Origin of the sequence: Pseudomonas sp. PH1b (assembly GCF_000633395.1) — a bacterium.
Taxonomy (GTDB): domain Bacteria; phylum Pseudomonadota; class Gammaproteobacteria; order Pseudomonadales; family Pseudomonadaceae; genus Aquipseudomonas.
Genome location: NZ_AYMU01000030.1, coordinates 23,469 through 41,940, shown reverse-complemented (window position 1 = coordinate 41,940; position 18,472 = coordinate 23,469). Strand labels below are relative to the sequence as shown.

The following is an 18,472-nucleotide window of genomic DNA, read 5'->3' as shown; positions in this document are numbered from 1 at the left end:
CCGGCGGCTGGATCACCACTGCCAGAGAATCATCGATCGAGGCTTTTTATGGATAACGAGACCCGCGACGTAAGCAAGGAACAGCTGCAGGAGAGCCTTGCCCAAGCCATCACCACCATTCGTGCGCTCAAGGAAAAGGTGGCCGGCAAAACCCCGGCCTCCAGCGAACCCATCGCCGTGGTCGGCCTGGGGTGTCGGCTGCCGGGCAGCGCCGACACCCCCCGGCGCTTGTGGAACCTGCTGAAGAACGCAACCGATGCCGTGGGCGACATGCCCAGCGATCGTTTGTACGGAACCGACTACTACGACCCGGACCCGCAGGCCCCGGGCAAGGCCTACGTCATGCGTGGCGGCTTCATTGATGGGGTCGACCAGTTCGACCCGGGCTTTTTCGGCATCTCGCCAAAGGAAGCCCAAGGAATGGACCCGCAACAGCGGCTGGCCCTGGAGGTTGCCTGGGAAGCCCTGGAGAACGCCGCCATCGCCCCCGACAGCCTGCACGGCAAGAAGCTGGGCGTGTTCATGGGGGTCAGTACCAATGACTATGTGCGCCTGCGCCAGCAGTTGGGCCCGATCGAGGACGTCAACGCCTATCAGTTCTATGGCGAAACCAGTTTCGTCGCCGGACGCATTGCCTACACCCTGGGTTCCAGGGGGCCGGCCGTGGTCCTCGACACCTCCTGTTCATCCTCGCTGGTGGCCTTGCATCAGGCCTGCACCAGCCTGCGCAACCACGAGAGCGAGGTGGCACTGGCCGGCGGGGTCAACCTGATCCTCTCGCCCTACGGATTCATCCTGGTGAGCAAGCTGCGGGCAGTCGCGCCCGATGGACGCTGCAAGACGTTCGATGCCGCGGCTGACGGTTACGGACGGGCTGAAGGCTGCGTGATCCTGGCCCTCAAGCGCCTCAGCGATGCCGTGCGCGACCAGGACCCGGTCATGGCCGTGATCGAGGGCAGCGCGGTGAACAACGACGGTGCCAGCAGCGGCATTACCGTGCCCAATATCCATGCCCAGGAGGACGTCATCAGGCTGGCGCTGGCTCAGGCCGGGATCCAGGGCCGCGAGGTGGATTATGTCGAGGCCCACGGCACCGGCACGGCACTGGGCGATCCGATCGAACTGCATGCCCTGCATGCGGTGCTGGGGCCGCAGCGTCCAGCCGAGTCGCCCCTGCTGGTGGGATCGATCAAGGCCAACATGGGGCACCTGGAGCCTGTCGCCGGGGTGACCGGGCTGGCCAAGGTGCTGCTGTGCCTGCAACAGGAAACGCTGGTCCCGCAGGTCCACTTCAATACGCCGAATCCGCGAGTCGAGTGGGACCGCCTGGCCCTGAAAGTCGTTACCCAGCCGACGGCCTGGCCGCGCCAGGCAACAGCCCGGCACGCTGGTGTCAGTTCCTTTGGCGTTACCGGCACCAACGCCCATGTGGTGGTGGGCGAGCCACCGCTCAGGGAACGCGCCCTGGGGCGCCAGAACCCCTGGCAACTGCTCACCATCTCGGCCAAGGGTGAGACGCCGCGGCGCCAGATCGCCGGGCGCTATGAGCGCTTCATCGCCGACAACAGTTCGCTCGAACTCAAGGACCTGTGCTACACGGCGAACCTTGGGCGGGCGCATTTTGGCCATCGCTTCGCCGCCGTTGCCGACAGCCCGGAGGGGTTGCGCCAGCAGTTGGCGGCCTACGCCTCGCGCAAACTCGTGGGGCATGTGTTCGACGGCCGCTGCCAGGGCGCCGCGGCGCCGTTGGCGATGCTGTTTCCGGGGCAGGGCTGCCAGTATCGGGCGATGGCTCAGGCGCTGTATGACAGCGAGCCATTCTTCAAGGCGCAGATCGATGAATGCCGGGCCCTGTTGAGCCCGATGATGGAGGTCGATCTGCTGACCCTGGTCCTGGACGCCGGGGCCGACAGTGACCGTTACCTGGAGCAGACCCGGTACGCCCAGCCGGCGATATTCGCCGTCGAATATGCATTGGCCCGTCTCTGGATGCACTGGGGGATCATTCCCGATGCGTTGTTGGGGCACAGTTTCGGTGAAATCAGCGCCATCTGCGTGGCAGGGGCGATTTCCCTGAGTGATGCACTGCGCATGGTGGAGGCACGGGGGCGCCTGGCGCAGGAACTGATGACGGCGGGCGGGGCCATGTACGCACTGGGGATGAGCGAGGCGTCATTCAACGCCGTGCTCCAGGACCTGCCAGGCACCGCCATCGAGCTGGCCGCGATCAACAGCCCACAGGATGTGGTGATGGCCGGTCCGTTGGCGCAGGTCCAGGCGCTGGCCGAACAGCTGCTCGCCAGTGGCCACAAGGTCCGCAGGCTGGCGGTGTCCCATGGGTTCCACACGGCGGCCACCGAGCCGATGCTCGAATCCTTCCGGCAGGTGGTGGCGCAGGTTGCCTTCAGCGAGCCGCGCCTGCCGGTCATCTCCGGTGTCAGCGGCCGGGCGCACACGCTTGCCAGCCTGCGCTCGCCGGACTACTGGTGCCGGCATACCCGGCAGACCGTGAGGTTCAGCGACGGGGTCGTTGCCTTGCTCGAAGAACTGGGGGTGAAGACTTTCCTCGAAGTAGCCCCCGACGCGATCCTGACGCCGTTGATCGGGCGCCACGAAGGGACGGCCGATGGGATTGCCCTCGCCAGCCTGCGCCGTGCCGGCGATCCACCCAGGGACCTGCGACTGGCCGCCGCGCAGCTTTACGTTGGCGGCCAGAACCTTGACTGGGCCCGGCTGCATGAGCATGACGGGGCCTTGCGCCAACCTTTGCCCAGCTACGCGTTCCAGCGCCAGCGCTACTGGTTTGAGACTGCCGGCAGCGGCGCCGCGCAGCAGGCTCACGGCATGTCGGGGGAGGCTGGGCTGTTGCTCGGGCACCGGGTCAACGCCCCCACCCCGGCATTCGAATCAACCCTGGACAGTGCGCTGTTGCAACGCCTGGGCGGCGAGATCCTCAACGATTTGGCGCTGCTGCGCCCGGCCCGGCTGCTGGCGACCCTGACCGATGAGATCGCCGCGCAGTTGCAGTTGGACACCTACGCAGTGAGCCTTGCGAGCATCACCCATGGCTTGGTGCTTCATCCCGACGATCAGCTGCACCTGTTCACTGAGCTCAAGCCGTTGTCTGCATCGGCCTGGGAAGTCTGCTGCTCTGCCTTGAGCGATGGGGCAAAAGCCGCCGGCGCCGCCTGGCAGCCGGTGTTGTCGCTGACCCTGCAGGCGATGCCCGCGACCGCCGATGAGCCGCTGTCGGCCCCGGGCCATGCGGCCACCCAGGATGCAGGTTTCGTCTACCACCTGCAGTTGCCCGCAGACGCCGACCCCTGCGGCAACCGCCATGGGCAGATCCTCGAGTACCTGGGGCAGGCGGTGCCCGGCGATGCGCCAGGATCGATCACTGGCATCCGCCGCTGGGTCGCCAACCGCTGCGCCACGCACCGCGCGCAGAGCCTGGTCATTGCCGCCAGTGCCGCGCATCCGCAGCAGTTCGACTGCGTGCTGTACGACGCCGATGGCCAGTGCGTGGGGAGCCTGGAAGGGGTGACGTTTGCTGCAACCCTCAGTGACGATCAACTGCGTGGCTCGGTTTACCAGCCGGATGTGCTCTACAGCCTCGACTGGCTCGAGCGCCCGCGCCAGCGTACCGAGGTGCCGCCACAGGATCGGCTGTTCACTCTGGTCAGCGATTCGCCGGAGGCTGCCCGGCCCCTGGCTGAGCACCTGCAGCGTGCCGGCCACCGGACGCGGATCACCAGCCTGCAGGTACTGCTCGATGCTGCCCGGGTCGCGCTGGCCCAGGACCCGAACCTGCCACTCACCGATGACGCGCAGGCGTTGGCAGCCGAGATCATCGTGCTCGACGGCACGCACATCGAGGATGCCGGCGAGACCACCCAGGACAGCCTGTCGAGCCTGCTGGCAACGCTGTACCACCCGCTGCTGGAGCTGTTCAAGGCGCTGATCGCTCTGGGTCAGCGCGGCGGCAGGTTGTGGCTGGTTACCCAGGGGGCGAACGCGATTGGCCTGGAGCGCGGCCAGGCCCTGCAAGTGGCGACCGGCCCCTTGTGGGGGCTGGGCAAGACCCTGGCCCTGGAGCATCCCGAGCACTGGCGAGCACTGGTCGACCTGGCACCCGGGGACCCCGAATGGGCGCGGGCACTGGCCGAAGAGGTCAGTGACCCGGACGGCGAGGACAAGATCTGCCTGCGCCCGGGCAAACGCTACGTGCAGCGTCTGAACCACTTCAGCGCCGCGCAGTTGCCGGCACAGGCCTATGCACCCTGTGCACAGGGCAGCTACCTGATCACCGGCGGGATGGGCGGCATTGGCCTGGCCATGGGCCAATGGCTGCTGGACCAAGGCGCTGCCAGGGTGGTCATCACCGGCCGGCGTCCCCTTGAGCAGGTCGCGGCGGGCCTGGACCGCTTTGGTCCGGCGGCATCGCGGGTGCACTACATACAGGCAGATATCACTTCACGCCAGGACATGCTCCGGGTGTTCGCCGTGCTGGCATCGTCGGGAGCAGGGCTGAAGGGGATTTTCCATGGGGCGGGGATCTCCATCCCGCAGGATCTGCAGGACATCGACAGCACCAGCTTCGATCAGGTCATGGGGCCCAAGGTCGAAGGTGCCTGGCTGTTGCACGAGCTGTCCCAGGGACTGGAGCTGGATTTCTTCGTCATGTGCTCGAGCATCGCCAGCGTCTGGGGATCGCAGCACGTGGCCAGCTACGCCGGCGCCAACCAGTTCCTCGACAGCCTGGCGTGGCATCGCCGGGCCATGGGCTTGAGTGCCCTGGTGATCGACTGGGGGCTCTGGGCCGCAAGCAGCCACCTGTTCGACGAGCAAGTGCTGAATTTCCTGACCAGCGTCGGACTGAAGCAGATCGCGCCGGCGCAGAACATCGGCCTGCTGTCGCGGATCCTCGCCAGCGACCTGCCCCAGATGGTGGTGTCCGGAGTCGACTGGAACCGCTTCAAGCCACTGCTCGAATCCCGCGGGCCGCAACCTCTGCTGCAGTACATCCGCGCCCAGGTTGCCGTCTGCCGACCTGGGGAGAGCATGCACGCCGACATTCTGCAGCAACTGGAGGGGGTGGATGACGCCGGCGCCCTGGCACTGCTCGATGACTACGTCTGGGAGCAGTACGCGCAGTTGCTCGGGGTCAAGACCGAGCAGGTCCGGGCCAAGCTCGAGGATGGCGGCAGCCTGATGGACTTCGGCCTGGACTCGTTGCTGGTGATGGACATGGTCGCGCGCTGTCGTCGAGACCTGAAGCTGGAGATCAAGGCCCGAGAGTTTCTCGAGTGCCCGGGCCTGATGTGGCCGGACTTCCTGGCCCGCTCGATAAAGGAACAGGGCTGCCTGGTCGAGGCCTGACGGCCTGCGGTGAGTGCAACCCTGAGCAATGATCTGTGATTGAGGTGAATATGAATGACCAGCCGTTTGGCCAGGCGCCAAACCATTACGATATTCTCTTGGCGGGCAACAGCCTGAGCGTACTCATGCTCGCAGCTTGCCTGGCCAGGAACAATGTACGGGTTGGCCTGTTGCGCAACCGCCACCTGCCGCCGGACCTGACCGGCGAAGCGACCATTCCCTATACCTCGATGATCTTCGAGCTGATCGCCGACCGCTATGGCGTGCCGGAAATCAAGGATATTGCCCGCACCCGCGATATCCAGCAGAAGGTGATGCCGTCTTCAGGGGTCAAGAAGAACCTCGGCTTCATCTATCACCGGCCTGGCCAGGCCGTCGACCTGGGGCAGGCGCTGCAGTTCAACGTGCCTTCCGAGCACGGCGAGAACCATTTGTTCCGGCCTGATATCGACGCCTATCTGCTGGCCGCGGCGGTGCGCTATGGCGCACAGCTGGTGGAGATCGACGACAGCCCGGAAGTCGTGCTCGAAGTCGATGGGATCAAGGTGGCGACGGCCCAGGGGCCGTGGGTCAGTGCCCGGTTCATGGTCGACGGCAGCCCGGCCGGGCATCGAATCGCTGGTCAGGCGGGGCTGGATTGCCGGCCCGCGACGCTGCAGACCCGCACCCTGGAGTTTTCCACCCACATGCTCGGAGTGGTGCCATTCGATGAGTGCGCCCACGGGGATTTTCCCGGCCAGTGGCATGGCGGCACCCTGCACCATGTGTTCGATGGAGGCTGGATCGGCGTCATTGGGTTCAACAACCATCAGCACTCGCGCAATCCTTTGGTCAGCGTGCTGGTGTCGCTGCGCGAGGAGGCCTGCCAGAGTACCGACGGCGACCAGGTCCTGGCTGGACTGATCGAGCAATACCCCGGCCTGGGCAAGCACTTGTCCGGCGCCAGGCGGGTGCGCGAGTGGGCAGTGCGCGAGCCTGAACGTGAGGTCTATCGCACGGCACTCGAACGTCGCTGCCTGATGTTCGATCAGGGCGCCGCGAGCAACGACCTGTTGTTCTCGCGCAAGCTTTCCAATGGCGCGGAACTGGTCCTGGCCCTGGCGCACCGCTTGATCGAGGCGGCGCACAGCGGTGACTACCGCAGCCCGGCGTTGAACGACTTTGTCATGACCCAGGACAGCATCATCGCTTTGAGCGACCGGATCGCGGCGGCGGCCCATGTCGCGTTCCGTGACCCCGAGCTGTGGAATGCCTTCGCCCGCGTGTGGTTGCTGCAGTCGATTGCCGCCACCATCACTGCGCGCAAGATCAACGATGCCTTTGCCAAGGCCTTGGACCCGCGAGTGTTCGATGACATCGACCGCCTCGCCGAGGACGGTTTCTGGATGCCTCTGTATCAAGGGTACAAGGATATTCTCAACACTACGCTGGGCCTTTGTGATGACGTCAAAAGCGCCAAGGTCTCGGCTGCGCAAGCTGCAAGCAGCATTTTCTCGGCGCTTGCCAATGCCAGCTTTGTTCCGCCTATTTTTGATTTTGCTAATCCTCACGCTCGTGTCTATCAACTGACCACCCTGAGAAAACTCAAGGCGCTCTGGTGGGGCCTGATGCAGGTGCCTTCAGAGGTCGGGCGGCTGATCTTCTATCGATCCTTCAGAAAACCTTCCATGCGCAAGGAGAGTTGAAATGGACTTCAACTATGACGCCACCCAGAAAGAACACGCAGCAATGATCGCGCAGGTGTGTGCCGAGCAACTGGCGGCCTGCAGCAACCAGCATTCGCCATATTTCACCCAGCAGCAGTGGAGCATCTGCGGCGAGGCCGGGTTACTGGGGCTGTCGATTCCCAAGGAGTACGGTGGCCAGGGCCTGGGGGCGCTGTCGACGGCCATTGCGATGCACGCATTTGGCCTGGGCTGCACGGACATGGGGCTGGTATTTGCGGCGGCCGCGCACCAGTTTGCCTGTGCCATGCCGATCGTCGAGTTCGCCTCGCCGGCAACCAAGCGCGATGTCCTGCCGAAACTGGCCAGTGGCGAGTTCATCGGCTCCAACGCCATTACCGAGCCCGAGGCGGGCTCGGATGCGAGCAATCTGAAGACCCGGGCCTTGCCTCAGGCCGATGGCAGCTATCGCCTCAGCGGCCACAAGAGTTTTGCCGGTAATGCGCCGATCGCCGACATCTTCGTGACCTACGCCACCACCCAGCCCGAGTATGGCGCCCTGGGCGTCAGTGGGTTCATCGTCAACTGCAACACGCCGGGCCTGCGAGTCAGCGAGCCCCTGGGCAAGGTGTGCCTGAAAAGCTGCCCGGCTGGCGAGGTGTTCTTCGATGACTGCATGGTCCCTGGGGTCCACCGCCTGGGCGAGGAGGGGCAGGGCCGGCAGGTGTTCCAGAGTTCCATGGGATGGGAGCGCGCCTGCTTGTTCGCGGCTTTCCTGGGGATGATGGAGCGGCAGCTGGAACAATGCATCGAGCATGCGCGCACGCGGCGCCAGTTCGGCAAGCCGATCGGCGACAACCAGGCGGTCTCCCACCGTATTGCGCAGATGAAGCTGCGCCTGGAGTCGGCCCGCCTGCTGCTGTTCAGGGCGTGCTGGGGCATGGACCAGGGCGATCCGGGACAACTCAACATCGCCTTGTCGAAGCTGGCCATCAGCGAAGGTGCGCTGGCCTCCAGTATCGATGCGGTGAGGATCTTCGGCGGCCGGGGCTGTCTCGAGTCCTTCGGTATCGAGGCAATGCTGCGCGATTCCATTGGCACCACGATCTTTTCCGGCACCACCGATATGCAACACGAAATCATCGCCCGGGAGCTGAGACTATGACGCTGATTCATGAACGAGTGATGCGCAGTGCCGCGCGCTATCCGCAGCAGATGGCGGTGGTGGATGAACAGCAAGGCCTGAGTTATGCGGCGCTGGAGCGGCGGACCGCTGAGTTCGCCGCCATGCTCTGTGCCCTGGACGTGCGCCAGGGGCAGCGGATTCTGCTCTGGGCACACAAGTCGGTCGACCTGGTGGCGCTCATGCAGGCGGCCCTGCGGCTGGGGGTGGTGTACGTGCCCGTGGACCCGCTGAGCCCGGTGTCGCGCCTGGAAAAGATTGCCCGCGATTGCCAGGGGGTGCTGATCATCTGCACGGCCGCGCACCTGGAAGAAATCGCTGGCGGCGAACTTGCCCAGGCCCGCTGCGTGGTGCTGGACGACCCCACCAGTGCGCGCTACTGGCGCAGCATCGATACCCGCTCCAGCGTCATGGCGAAGGTCGAGATTCAGCCGGACGACCTGGCCTACATCCTCTACACCTCAGGCTCCACCGGCACTCCCAAAGGGGTGTCGCTCAGTCACGGCAATGCCCTGGCGTTCGTCGACTGGGCGTGCGAACGCTATGGCTTCAAGGCCAACGAGCGTTTCGCCAACCACGCGCCGTTTCATTTCGATCTCTCGGTCCTGGACCTATATTGCGCGCTGAATGTGGGCGCTACGGTGCACCTGGTGCCTGAGGCCATGGCTTTCTCGCCGCGGCTGCTGACCGACTTCATCGGCTCCCACGAGATCACGGTCTGGTACTCGGTGCCTTCGGTGCTCATGATGATGATGCAGGACGGCGGCCTGCTGACGGACCTGCAAGGCACCCTGCGGGTACTGCTGTTCGCCGGCGAGCCGTTCCCGATCAAACACCTGCGCGAGCTGCGCGCAGCTTATCCCGAGGTCCGCCTGGCCAATCTGTTCGGCCCTACGGAAACCAATGTCTGCACCGCGTTCGAGGTCGATGCCATTGATCCTCAGCGTTTGCTTCCGGTACCGATCGGTACGGCGGCATCGGGCAACCAGGTGTGGGCGCAGAAACCCGACGGCAGTCGCTGCGCCCCGGGGGAAGAGGGGGAACTGGTGGTCCAGGGGCCCACGGTGATGCTGGGGTATTTCGCCCTGCCGGAACAGCAGGGGCCCTACAAGACCGGCGACATGGTCAGGCAACTGGCCGATGGCAACTACGAATACCTGGGGCGCCGCGATGACATGCTCAAAGTGCGTGGCAACCGGATCGAGCGGGGTGAAGTGGAAGCTGCGCTACTGGCCCACCCCCAGGTCAGCGAGGCTGCGGTGCTGGTGATCGGGGAGGGGATGAATGCCCAACTCTGGGGAGCGCTGGTGCCCCAGGCGGGGGCCAGCCTCTCGATCATCGACCTCAAGCGCCACTGTGCACAGTGCCTGCCGCGTTACATGATCATCGACAAGATGCTGTGCCTGGAGGCGCTGCCGCGCAACGCCAACGGCAAGGTCGATCGCTTCGCCCTGGCCCGGCGAGTGGAGGGTTGAGCGATGTCGACGCCATCATCCATCGCCCGGGAAGTCTGGTTTCCCTATGCCAGCCGGCCACGGGGCAAGATGCGACTCTTCACTTTCCCCTATGCCGGCAGCGGGGCGTCGGTCTTTCACCGTTGGTTTCTGCCGCTGTATGACCAGGTCGACCTGTATGCCCTGCAGTTGCCGGGCCGTGAGGGTCGCAGCCAGGAGCACCGTTACTGTGACATGCAGGCGGCGGCCAATGACGTGGCCGATTGCCTGGAACAGTTCAGCGATGACATTCCCTGCTGCTTCTTCGGCCATAGCATGGGGGCGTTGCTGGCCTTCGCGGTCGCCAGTGTCCTGCAACAGCGGCAGCGACAGGTGCCGCTGCAACTGATGCTATCGGGCATGGTCGCTCCCCATGTACCGCAGCGGGTCGCGCCCTTGCACCAGTTGCCGGCGACCCAGGCCACCGCGGTGCTGCAGGCCATGGGCGGGGTTCCTGCAGTGGTGCTGGCCGAAGAGGACCTGATGCAGATGTACCTGCCGGTGATCCAGGCCGACATCCAGATGGTCTACTCCTATGCCCAGGCTCAGGCCCGGCCGCTGGACATCGACATGGTCTGCCTGAGCGGTACCCAGGACCTGATCGCGCCGCCCGAGCAGATGCAGCAGTGGCGAGGCTATACCCGGGGCCGCTTCGAGCAGTTCGTGTTTGCCGGAGGCCACTTCTTTCTCGATGGACAGGTTATGTCGCGGATCAAGGCGGTGCTGGGGAGTGCCCTGCACAATCAGCCGGGCAGTCTGGTGGGATGAACCGTTCAGTGGGCAATGGCGGCGAGTCCGGACCGGGCAAACAGCTTGAGGTGCGCTTTCAGGGCGTCTGCATCGTGTTGCAGCACGGCCTGGAGCGGGCTGGGCTGCTGGCGATCGATCACCGCCAGCATCAGGCAGGGGGCGATGATGCTGATGGCGCAGCGCGCCAGCGCCGGGTCGCCGGACGGAAAGCCGGTGATCTGGCTGATGATCGTTTCCAACAGGCGAAACTTGGGCATCACTTCTTCTTGGACAAGGCTGGAGAAATGGACGGTAGGCGCGAGTATTTCCCGTGCACAGACTTTGCTTTGCCAGCTTTGCTCATCGAGTACCCGGCTGACGATGGCATCAATGAACACGTCGAGCTTGCCCAGTGCCGGTTCGTCGCTCCCGGCCAGTTGCGACAGGGCTTCGAAACTCACCAACTGCTTGTGTCCTTCGATCAAGACCGCCTTGTACAGGGCCTCCCGACTGCCGAAGTGGTAGTTGATGGCGGCCAGGTCGGTGCCGGCTTCTTCACTGATGAGCTTGCTCGCGGTGTTGGCATAGCCATGCTGGGCAAACAGGCGGGCAGCCACCTCGAGAATCCGGATCCTGGTGTGCTCGCCGTCGCTTCTGCTGGATCTGCGTCGAGTGCTCATGGCGTTCCTCATGGTTGGACATAGGGGTTGCTTCACCGCCAGTATCTGTTATTTTTTAGATTAAATTCAAATTGAATTTAAACTAGGTCTTGGTAAACAAAGGATTCACGGATGAAGAAGCAGTGGATTGCAGGGGTTGCCGTACTGCTGGCGGTAACAGCAGGTGTTTCCTGGTTTCTCCTTCGCCCCGAGGAACAGCACGATCGCCTGAAGCTTCATGGCAACGTCGATATTCGTCAGGTCTCCCTGGCGTTCGATGGCAGCGAGCGAATCACCGCGCTGTATGCCGAGGAGGGCGACCTGGTGCAGGCGGGCCAGGTGCTGGCCGAACTCGACACGCGCACGTTGCGCCTTGAAATCAGTCGTTCTCAGGCCCGGATCGGCGTCCAGGAGCAGGCGCTGCTGCGTTTGAAAAATGGCACGCGCCCCCAGGAGATCGAACAGTCCAGGGCACGTCTGGATGCCGCGCAGGCACAAGTGCAACTGGCTCGGTTGGAGTCGCAGCGCTTGCGTCGGATCGCCGCCGAGACTCAGGGCAGAGGCGTCAGCCAGCAACGCCTGGACCAGGCGTCGGCACGCCTGCAGGTCGCCCAGGCCCAGGTGCAGGAACAGCGCGAAGCCTGGTCATTGGCCAAGATCGGCCCGCGCAATGAAGACATCGCCCAGGCATCGGCGGACCTGCAAGCCACCAAGGCCGACCTGGAGCTGCTGCAACATTATCTGGCACGCGCTCAGCTCAAGGCGCCTACCCAGGCACGGGTTCGCACGCGCCTGCTGGAGCCGGGCGATATGGCTTCGCCGCAGCGACCGGTATTCGCCCTGGCCCTGACCGACCCCAAGTGGGTGCGGGCCTATGTCAATGAGCGTCAATTGGGCCATGTGCGGCCGGGTCAGGTGGCGCAGGTGTTTACCGACAGCTTTCCGGAGCAGTCCATCGACGGCAAGGTCGGCTATATCTCTTCGGTCGCTGAATTCACCCCCAAGTCGGTGGAGACCGACGACCTGCGTACCAGCCTGGTCTACGAGATCAGGGTGCTGGTCAAGGACCCCGACGACCGCCTGCGGCTAGGCATGCCGGCGACGGTCTACCTTGAGCGTTCTCCGGCCGTCGGGACCGCGCCATGAGCGCGTCGGTGGCAACGGTCCAGGCTGTCGATCTGGTCAAGCACTTTCGCGTCGGTGCGCGCCAGCAGACGGCCCTGGAGGGTATTTCCCTGGACATTCCCCAGGGCAAGCTGAGCGCGCTGGTGGGGCCGGACGGGGCAGGGAAAACCACGTTACTGCGGCTGATTGCCGGATTGATGAAGGCGGACCAGGGGCAGCTGAATGTGCTGGGGCTGGACGTCGCCGCGCACCCCCAGCAGGTACAGGACCGCATCAGCTACATGCCGCAGAAATTCGGCCTGTACGAAGACCTGACCATCCAGGAAAACCTCGAGCTGTACGCCGACCTGCATGGCGTCCCTGCCCAGCAGCGCGATGAACGATTTGCCCGGTTGCTGCAGATGATGGACCTGACGCGATTCCGCGGGCGCCTGGCCGGGCAGTTGTCCGGCGGCATGAAACAGAAACTCGGGCTGGCTTGCACGCTGGTCCGTTCGCCCCAGCTGTTGCTGCTGGACGAGCCCACGGTGGGAGTCGACCCGCTGTCGCGCCGGGAGCTGTGGAGCATCATCGAGCAATTGATCGAGCAGGAAAACCTCACGGTGCTGATCAGCACCGCCTATATGGACGAGGCTCAGCGTTGTGCTCAGGTCTTCGTCCTGTATCAGGGACGGCTGATTGCCCAGGGGCCGCCAGCACAACTCTGTGAGCTGGCGCAGGGGCTGTGCTATGGCGTCGCCCCCCGCTCCGGCAACCCGGCCAGGCTGCTGCAGGCGCACTTGCTCGATGACCGCGAGCACATCGTCGATGCCGTGCCCGAAGGCGGCAAGGTGCGATTCATCCGCAATGCCCAGGTGCCCCTGCAGGACATCCCCTCCCTGGACGGGCTGAGCGCCCCCGAGGCCCTGCAAGCGCGTCTGGAAGACGGCTTCATGGTGCTGCTCAGGCAACAGGTGGCAGCGGTCACGCTACCCTTTGACACGCCACCCTCCGGCGATAGCCAGGACGCCGCCGATGCCGGCCGCGCGGTGGTCATCGAAGTTCGTGACCTGGTGCGCAAGTTCGGCGACTTCACCGCGGTGGCCAGCACCTCGTTCGAGGTTCTCAAGGGCGAGATATTTGGCTTGCTGGGGCCCAATGGCGCAGGCAAGACCACGACCTTTCGCATGCTCTGCGGCCTGCTTCCCGCTTCCAGCGGGCAGCTGGAAGTGGCTGGGGTCAATTTGCGTACCGCGCGAGCGGCGGCGCGCCGCAAGATCGGCTACGTGTCGCAGAAGTTCGCCTTGTACGCCAACCTCTCGGCCCTGGAGAACTTGCGTTTCTTCGGCGGCGCCTATGGCCTGCACGGTGCGCAGTTGAAGGCGCGAATGGCGCTGATGCTCGAACAGTTCGACCTCGACGAGCACAAGCACCTGCGCAGTGGTGAGTTGCCTGGTGGCTACAAGCAGCGCCTGGCGATGGCAGTCGCACTGCTGCACGAGCCTGAAATCCTGTTTCTCGACGAGCCCACCAGCGGCATCGATCCCCTGGCCCGCAGGGCTTTCTGGCGACGTATCACCGCCCTGGCGCAAAGCGGTACCACCATCGTCATCACCACCCATTTCATGGAAGAAGCCGAGTACTGCGACCGCATCGTGATCCAGGATGCCGGGCGGTTGCTGGCCCTGGGCACCCCGGAGCAGGTCCGCCACCAGGGCGATGAGTCGCTTGCCGACATGAACAGCGCCTTCATTGCCGTGGTCGAGCGTGCTCGAGCGCAGGCCAGTGCCAGGGTGCAGTGAGGAATGAGCATGTCCGATTTCAATGGAGCTGCATCAGGTTTCAGGCGCCGCCTGATGGCACTGACCAAAAAGGAGTTCCGCCAATTGCTGCGGGACAAGAGCAACCTGGCGATAGGCATCGTCCTGCCCATCGTCCTGATCCTGATATTCGGTTACGGCCTGTCCCTGGATATTCGCAATTCGCCTCTGGCGGTGGTGATGGAAGACAGCTCGCCCAGTGCTCGCAGCGTCGTGGCCAAGCTTGAGAGCTCGGATTACTTCTCGGTGATCCGGGTCACCAGCATGGCCGATGCACAGGCTTTGATGGACCGGCGTCGGGTCGATGGCATCGTGCGCATACCGGCGGACTTTTCCCGCCGACTCGAGCGCCAGGATGCGCGCTTGCAACTGCTGCTGCATGGCGCCGACGCCAACAGTGCGGCGACGCTTGGACGCTACGTCAGGGGGGCGCTGAATGTCTGGCAACAGCAGCAGCTTGACCGTGCCAGGCCGTCACAGGCTGCAGGGCGGGTGCTGCTGGTCGAGCGGATGTGGTTCAACGCGGCCAACAGCAGTACCTGGTATTTGGTGCCCGGGCTCATTGCCCTGATCATGACGCTGGTGGGGGCGTTCCTGACCTCACTGGTGCTGGCCCGGGAGTGGGAGAGGGGAACCCTCGAATCGCTGTTCGTCACCCCGGTCAGGTCGATCGAGATACTCCTGGCCAAGATCATTCCCTACTTTCTGGTGGGCCTGCTGGGCCTGATGATGTGCCTGGTGTCCGCTCGACTGCTGTTTCAGGTGCCGATCCAGGGCTCGCTGGTGCTCTTGCTACTGAGCTCGATGCTTTACCTGGTGGTGACCCTGGGCATCGGCCTGCTGATCTCGGCGAAGACCCGCAACCAGTTCCTGGCGAGCCAGATCGCAATCATCTTCAGCTTCCTGCCGGCGCTGATGCTGTCGGGCTTTCTCTTTGACTTGCGCAATGTCCCGACCTTCATCCGCATGGTCGGCTCGATCCTGCCGGCGACCTATTTCATGGAGTTGGTGAAGACCCTGTTCCTGGCGGGCAACAACTGGCCGCTGATCGCCAAGAACCTGGCCATCCTCACGGCCTACGCCTTGTTTCTGTTGAACGCTGCACGGCTGTGCACCCGCAAGAAGCTGGATTGACGCCATGGACAAGCTGATGAGTTTCATACGCGAATTGCTGTTCCTGTTTCAGAAAGAGTTCCTGGCCATCGTCAAGGACCCGGCCAATCGGGTGATCCTGATTGCACCGGCGATTGTCCAGTCACTGCTGTTTGGCTACGGCGCCACCTACGATCTGAACTACGTGCCCTATGCGGTGCTGGACCAAAGCCAGGGGCGGGCCTCGACGGAGCTGCTGGCGCGTTTCGATGCCTCGGGTGTGTTTGCCCGGGTGGCGACCTTGAACAGCGTGGGCGAGATTGCCCCGGTGATCGACCAGGGCAAGGCCCTGCTGGTGCTGCAGTTCTCCTCGGACTTCGATGAGCGCTTGAGCCGGCATGACAATGCCGGCCTGCAGCTGGTGCTGGACGGGCGCAACTCGACGACCGCGGGGATGGCGGCGGGGCACATTGCCAATCTGGTGGCTGATTTCAACCAGCAGTTCCTGGCGTTGGAGAATGCGCCTGTACGCCTGGAAACCCGGGCCTGGTTCAACCCCAACCTGCAAACCCGCTGGAACATAGTGCCCGGCCTGATCGCCGCGTTGAGCATGATCCAGACCTTGATGCTGGCAGCGCTGTCGGTGGCCCGAGAGCGCGAACAGGGGACGTTCGACCAGTTGCTGGTCACCCCCCTGACACCCTTCGTCATTCTCCTGGGCAAGGCGCTGCCATCGGTCCTGATCGGCCTCCTGCAGTCAAGCCTGATCCTGGCCATTGGCTTGTTCTGGTTCGAGATCCCGATGATCGGCTCCGTGCTCGATTTGTACCTGGGGCTGTTTGTCTTCACCTGCGCCTGCGTGGGCATCGGCCTGTCCATCTCGGCGCTCTCGGCCAACATGCAGCAGGCCATGGTGTACACCTTCGTGCTGATGATGCCGCTGATTCTGCTGTCCGGGCTGATCACCCCGGTGCACGGCATGCCCCAAGCGTTGCAGGTGCTGACCTACCTGGACCCGCTGCGCTTCGCCATTGACCTGGTCAGAAGGATCTACCTGGAGGGGGCGACGCTGGCCGACGTCTCCTGGAATCTGGTGCCCATGCTCGCGGTCGCGCTGGTGACCCTGCCACTGGCGGCCTGGCTGTTTCGCAATCGATTGGTGTGATAAGGAACGTCATGAAAACGACTCACTCTGGATACCTGTTCAACGGGCTGGCGGCGGCCTTGATGATGGCTCTCAGCGCCTGCACCCTTGGGCCCGATTTCAAGGCACCCGTGGTGCCAAGCCCGGAAAAATGGACTGACTGGCACAGCGGCCCGGTGACGCCGGTGGTGTCGGCAAAGAACACCGCGAGCGTCGTGCCGGGGACCGAGGCCAACTGGTGGCGGGTATTTGCCGATCCTGTCCTGGATCAGCTGCAGGCCCAAGTGCGCGAGGGCAACCCGGATCTGCACACGGCCATGCTGCGATTCGCCCAGGTCAGGTTGCAACGCCAGATTGTCTCTTCCCTGGAGACCCCAGAGGTGTCCTTCACGGGCGCTGCAACCCGCAACCGGCAAAGCCGGTATGCCCCGAACAATCGCATGCTCGAAGCACTGGGCAGCGACCGCGAGGCCCTGGAGAAGGTCCTGACCGACCCTTACAGCCTCTACCAGGCCGGGTTCGATGTTTCATGGGAGCTGGATCTCTGGGGCCGGGTGTCGCGCCTGGGCGAAGCCGCCCAGGCCGAAGTCGACGGCGCGGCGGCGACGCTGGACGATGTGTTGCTCAGCGTGCAAAGCGAGCTGGCGAGAAACTACATCGAGATGCGCACCGCGCAGCGCCAGACCCGTCTGCTGGAGCAGGAGCTGCACGTGCTGGACGCGCGCCTGCAGGTGGTCGTGGTACAGGCTCGCGAAGGTGATGAGGATGGCTTCGCCGTCGAGCGCCAGCAGTCGAGGCTGGCGGCGCTGAATGCACAGATACCGGGTTGGAAGGCCCTGCACACCCAGGCCGCGAACCGTATTGCAGTGCTTCTGGGGGAGCATCCCGGGGCCCTGGAAACCTTGCTGGCGGATCGTCCGGACACCGCCCTGGGGAGCCCGCTGCCCAACCTGCAGCTGGGCGTACCGGCAGAGCTGGCGCGTGAGCGTCCGGATATCCGCGCTGCACAAGCCCGGCTGCACCGGGCCACGGCCGGCATCGGGGTGGCTGAAGCGGAGCTCTACCCGAGCGTGACGCTGGGCGCCGACTTCGGTTTTGAATCCTACAAGGGCGGCAAGTTTGCCGACTGGAGCAGCAGGGCCTGGTCGGTGGGGCCGCGTCTGGACCTGCCGCTGTTCGATCGCGGACGCCGCAGCAAAACGGTGGTATTGCGCAAGCTCGAGCAGCAAGAAGCGGCCGTGGCGTTTCAGCAAACCGTCCTGGCGGCCTGGCAGGAGGTGGATGATGCCCTCAGTCGGTATCACCACGAATACCAGCGTGCGGCACACCTCCAGGACAGTTATGAGAGCAGGGCTCGCACCTACCAGTGGACTCGTGTCAGGTCTGCCGCCGGGGATGCCAGTTACCTGGAGGAACTGGAGGCGCAACAAATGCTGCTCGAGGCGCAGCGCGACCTGGTCAATAGCGACAGCCAGCTCAGGACCCACCTGATCAGCCTCTACAAATCCATGGGCGGGCGTTCCTCCTGACCCGTCGCAGCACCGCAGCACAACCCTTTCGGACTGATTTTTCCTAACGGAATAGGAAACCCTGCAAATGGATGACCTCTACAAGATCGCGCTGTTTTCATCCCTGATACTGGTGGTACCGGGGCCTTCGAACACCCTGTTGTTGGCCTCGGGCTTCAAGTTCGGCGTGCTGCGCTCGCTGCCGCTGGTGCTGATCGAGATGCTCGGTTACACCGTGTCAATCTGCACCTGGGGCTGGGGGCTGGTGCTGCTGTCCCACGACTACCCGTGGCTGATCCACCTGATCAAGCTGCTGTGCGCGTTCTATATCGCGGCGCTGGCTCTGAAAACCTGGAAGACCTCGACCGCCGGCGCCCAGCACACCGAACGCTTCGAGAGCTGGCCCCGGCATTTGCTGATCGCGACCCTGCTCAACCCCAAGGGGCTGATCTTTGCCAGTGTGATATTCCCGGCCCGGTCCTTCTCCAGCGTGGGGGAATTCCTGCCCGCGTTGTGCGCGTTCTTCCTGGCATTGGCGCCCATTGCCTTGCTCTGGGTCTCGTTGGGGGCGGGGATTCGCGCCCAGTACCTGGGGCGTGTCTCGGGGCCCTTGTTCTCGAGGGGAACCGCCATCGTCCTGGCGCTGTTTTCCGCCACGCTCACCTACACCGTGGTTCGCGCGGTATAAGCCCGGGCC

General features: G+C 64.2%; 12 protein-coding genes. 11 read left to right on the top strand and 1 reads right to left on the bottom strand.

Annotated features, from left to right (window positions below; translation table 11 throughout):
* Positions 1–48: 48 nt before the first annotated feature.
* From U873_RS0130635 to U873_RS0130615, 5 genes are read left to right on the top strand one after another with little or no spacing between them, the layout of a single operon-like run.
* Complete coding sequence (locus U873_RS0130635) at positions 49–5,379, top strand: type I polyketide synthase (protein WP_025131882.1); 5,331 nt, start codon at positions 49–51, stop codon at positions 5,377–5,379.
* A 50-nt stretch (positions 5,380–5,429) separates the two neighbouring features.
* Positions 5,430–7,064 (top strand): NAD(P)/FAD-dependent oxidoreductase, encoded by a 1,635-nt coding sequence (locus U873_RS0130630; protein WP_025131881.1) that lies wholly within the window; start codon positions 5,430–5,432, stop codon positions 7,062–7,064.
* A gap of 1 nt (position 7,065) precedes the next feature.
* Positions 7,066–8,208, top strand: coding sequence for an L-prolyl-[peptidyl-carrier protein] dehydrogenase (gene pltE / locus U873_RS0130625; protein WP_025131880.1), 1,143 nt, complete (start codon positions 7,066–7,068; stop codon positions 8,206–8,208).
* Positions 8,205–9,701, top strand: a complete 1,497-nt coding sequence (pltF, locus tag U873_RS0130620) for an L-proline--[L-prolyl-carrier protein] ligase (protein WP_025131879.1) — start codon at positions 8,205–8,207, stop codon at positions 9,699–9,701. The genes pltE and pltF overlap by 4 nt, the downstream gene beginning before the upstream one ends.
* Before the next feature lie 3 nt (positions 9,702–9,704).
* Entirely contained in the window at positions 9,705–10,487 is a 783-nt protein-coding gene (locus tag U873_RS0130615) for a thioesterase II family protein (RefSeq protein WP_025131878.1), read from the top strand.
* A gap of 5 nt (positions 10,488–10,492) precedes the next feature.
* Here U873_RS0130615 and U873_RS0130610 read toward each other — a convergent pair whose 3' ends face one another.
* Positions 10,493–11,128, bottom strand: a complete 636-nt coding sequence (locus U873_RS0130610; protein WP_025131877.1) for a TetR/AcrR family transcriptional regulator — start codon at positions 11,126–11,128, stop codon at positions 10,493–10,495.
* 111 nt (positions 11,129–11,239) lie between these two features.
* Here U873_RS0130610 and U873_RS0130605 point away from each other — a divergent pair, with 111 nt between their 5' ends.
* The 6 genes from U873_RS0130605 to U873_RS0130580 all read left to right on the top strand — a co-directional run bounded on the left by U873_RS0130605 (position 11,240) and on the right by U873_RS0130580 (position 18,463).
* Complete coding sequence (locus tag U873_RS0130605) at positions 11,240–12,253, top strand: HlyD family efflux transporter periplasmic adaptor subunit (protein ID WP_025131876.1); 1,014 nt, start codon at positions 11,240–11,242, stop codon at positions 12,251–12,253.
* Positions 12,250–14,013, top strand: coding sequence for an ATP-binding cassette domain-containing protein (locus U873_RS0130600; RefSeq protein WP_025131875.1), 1,764 nt, complete (start codon positions 12,250–12,252; stop codon positions 14,011–14,013). The genes U873_RS0130605 and U873_RS0130600 overlap by 4 nt, the downstream gene beginning before the upstream one ends.
* Before the next feature lie 3 nt (positions 14,014–14,016).
* Entirely contained in the window at positions 14,017–15,165 is a 1,149-nt protein-coding gene (locus tag U873_RS0130595; protein ID WP_051586124.1) for an ABC transporter permease, read from the top strand.
* A 4-nt stretch (positions 15,166–15,169) separates the two neighbouring features.
* Positions 15,170–16,288 (top strand): ABC transporter permease, encoded by a 1,119-nt coding sequence (locus tag U873_RS0130590; RefSeq protein WP_025131873.1) that lies wholly within the window; start codon positions 15,170–15,172, stop codon positions 16,286–16,288.
* An 11-nt stretch (positions 16,289–16,299) separates the two neighbouring features.
* Positions 16,300–17,796 carry an efflux transporter outer membrane subunit gene (locus U873_RS0130585; RefSeq protein WP_029978781.1) on the top strand — a complete coding sequence of 499 codons (1,497 nt, stop codon included), beginning with the start codon at positions 16,300–16,302 and terminating at the stop codon, positions 17,794–17,796.
* A gap of 67 nt (positions 17,797–17,863) precedes the next feature.
* Positions 17,864–18,463: a LysE family translocator gene (locus U873_RS0130580; RefSeq protein ID WP_029978780.1), complete on the top strand. Its 600-nt coding sequence runs from the start codon at positions 17,864–17,866 to the stop codon at positions 18,461–18,463.
* The last annotated feature ends 9 nt before the right edge of the window (positions 18,464–18,472 follow it).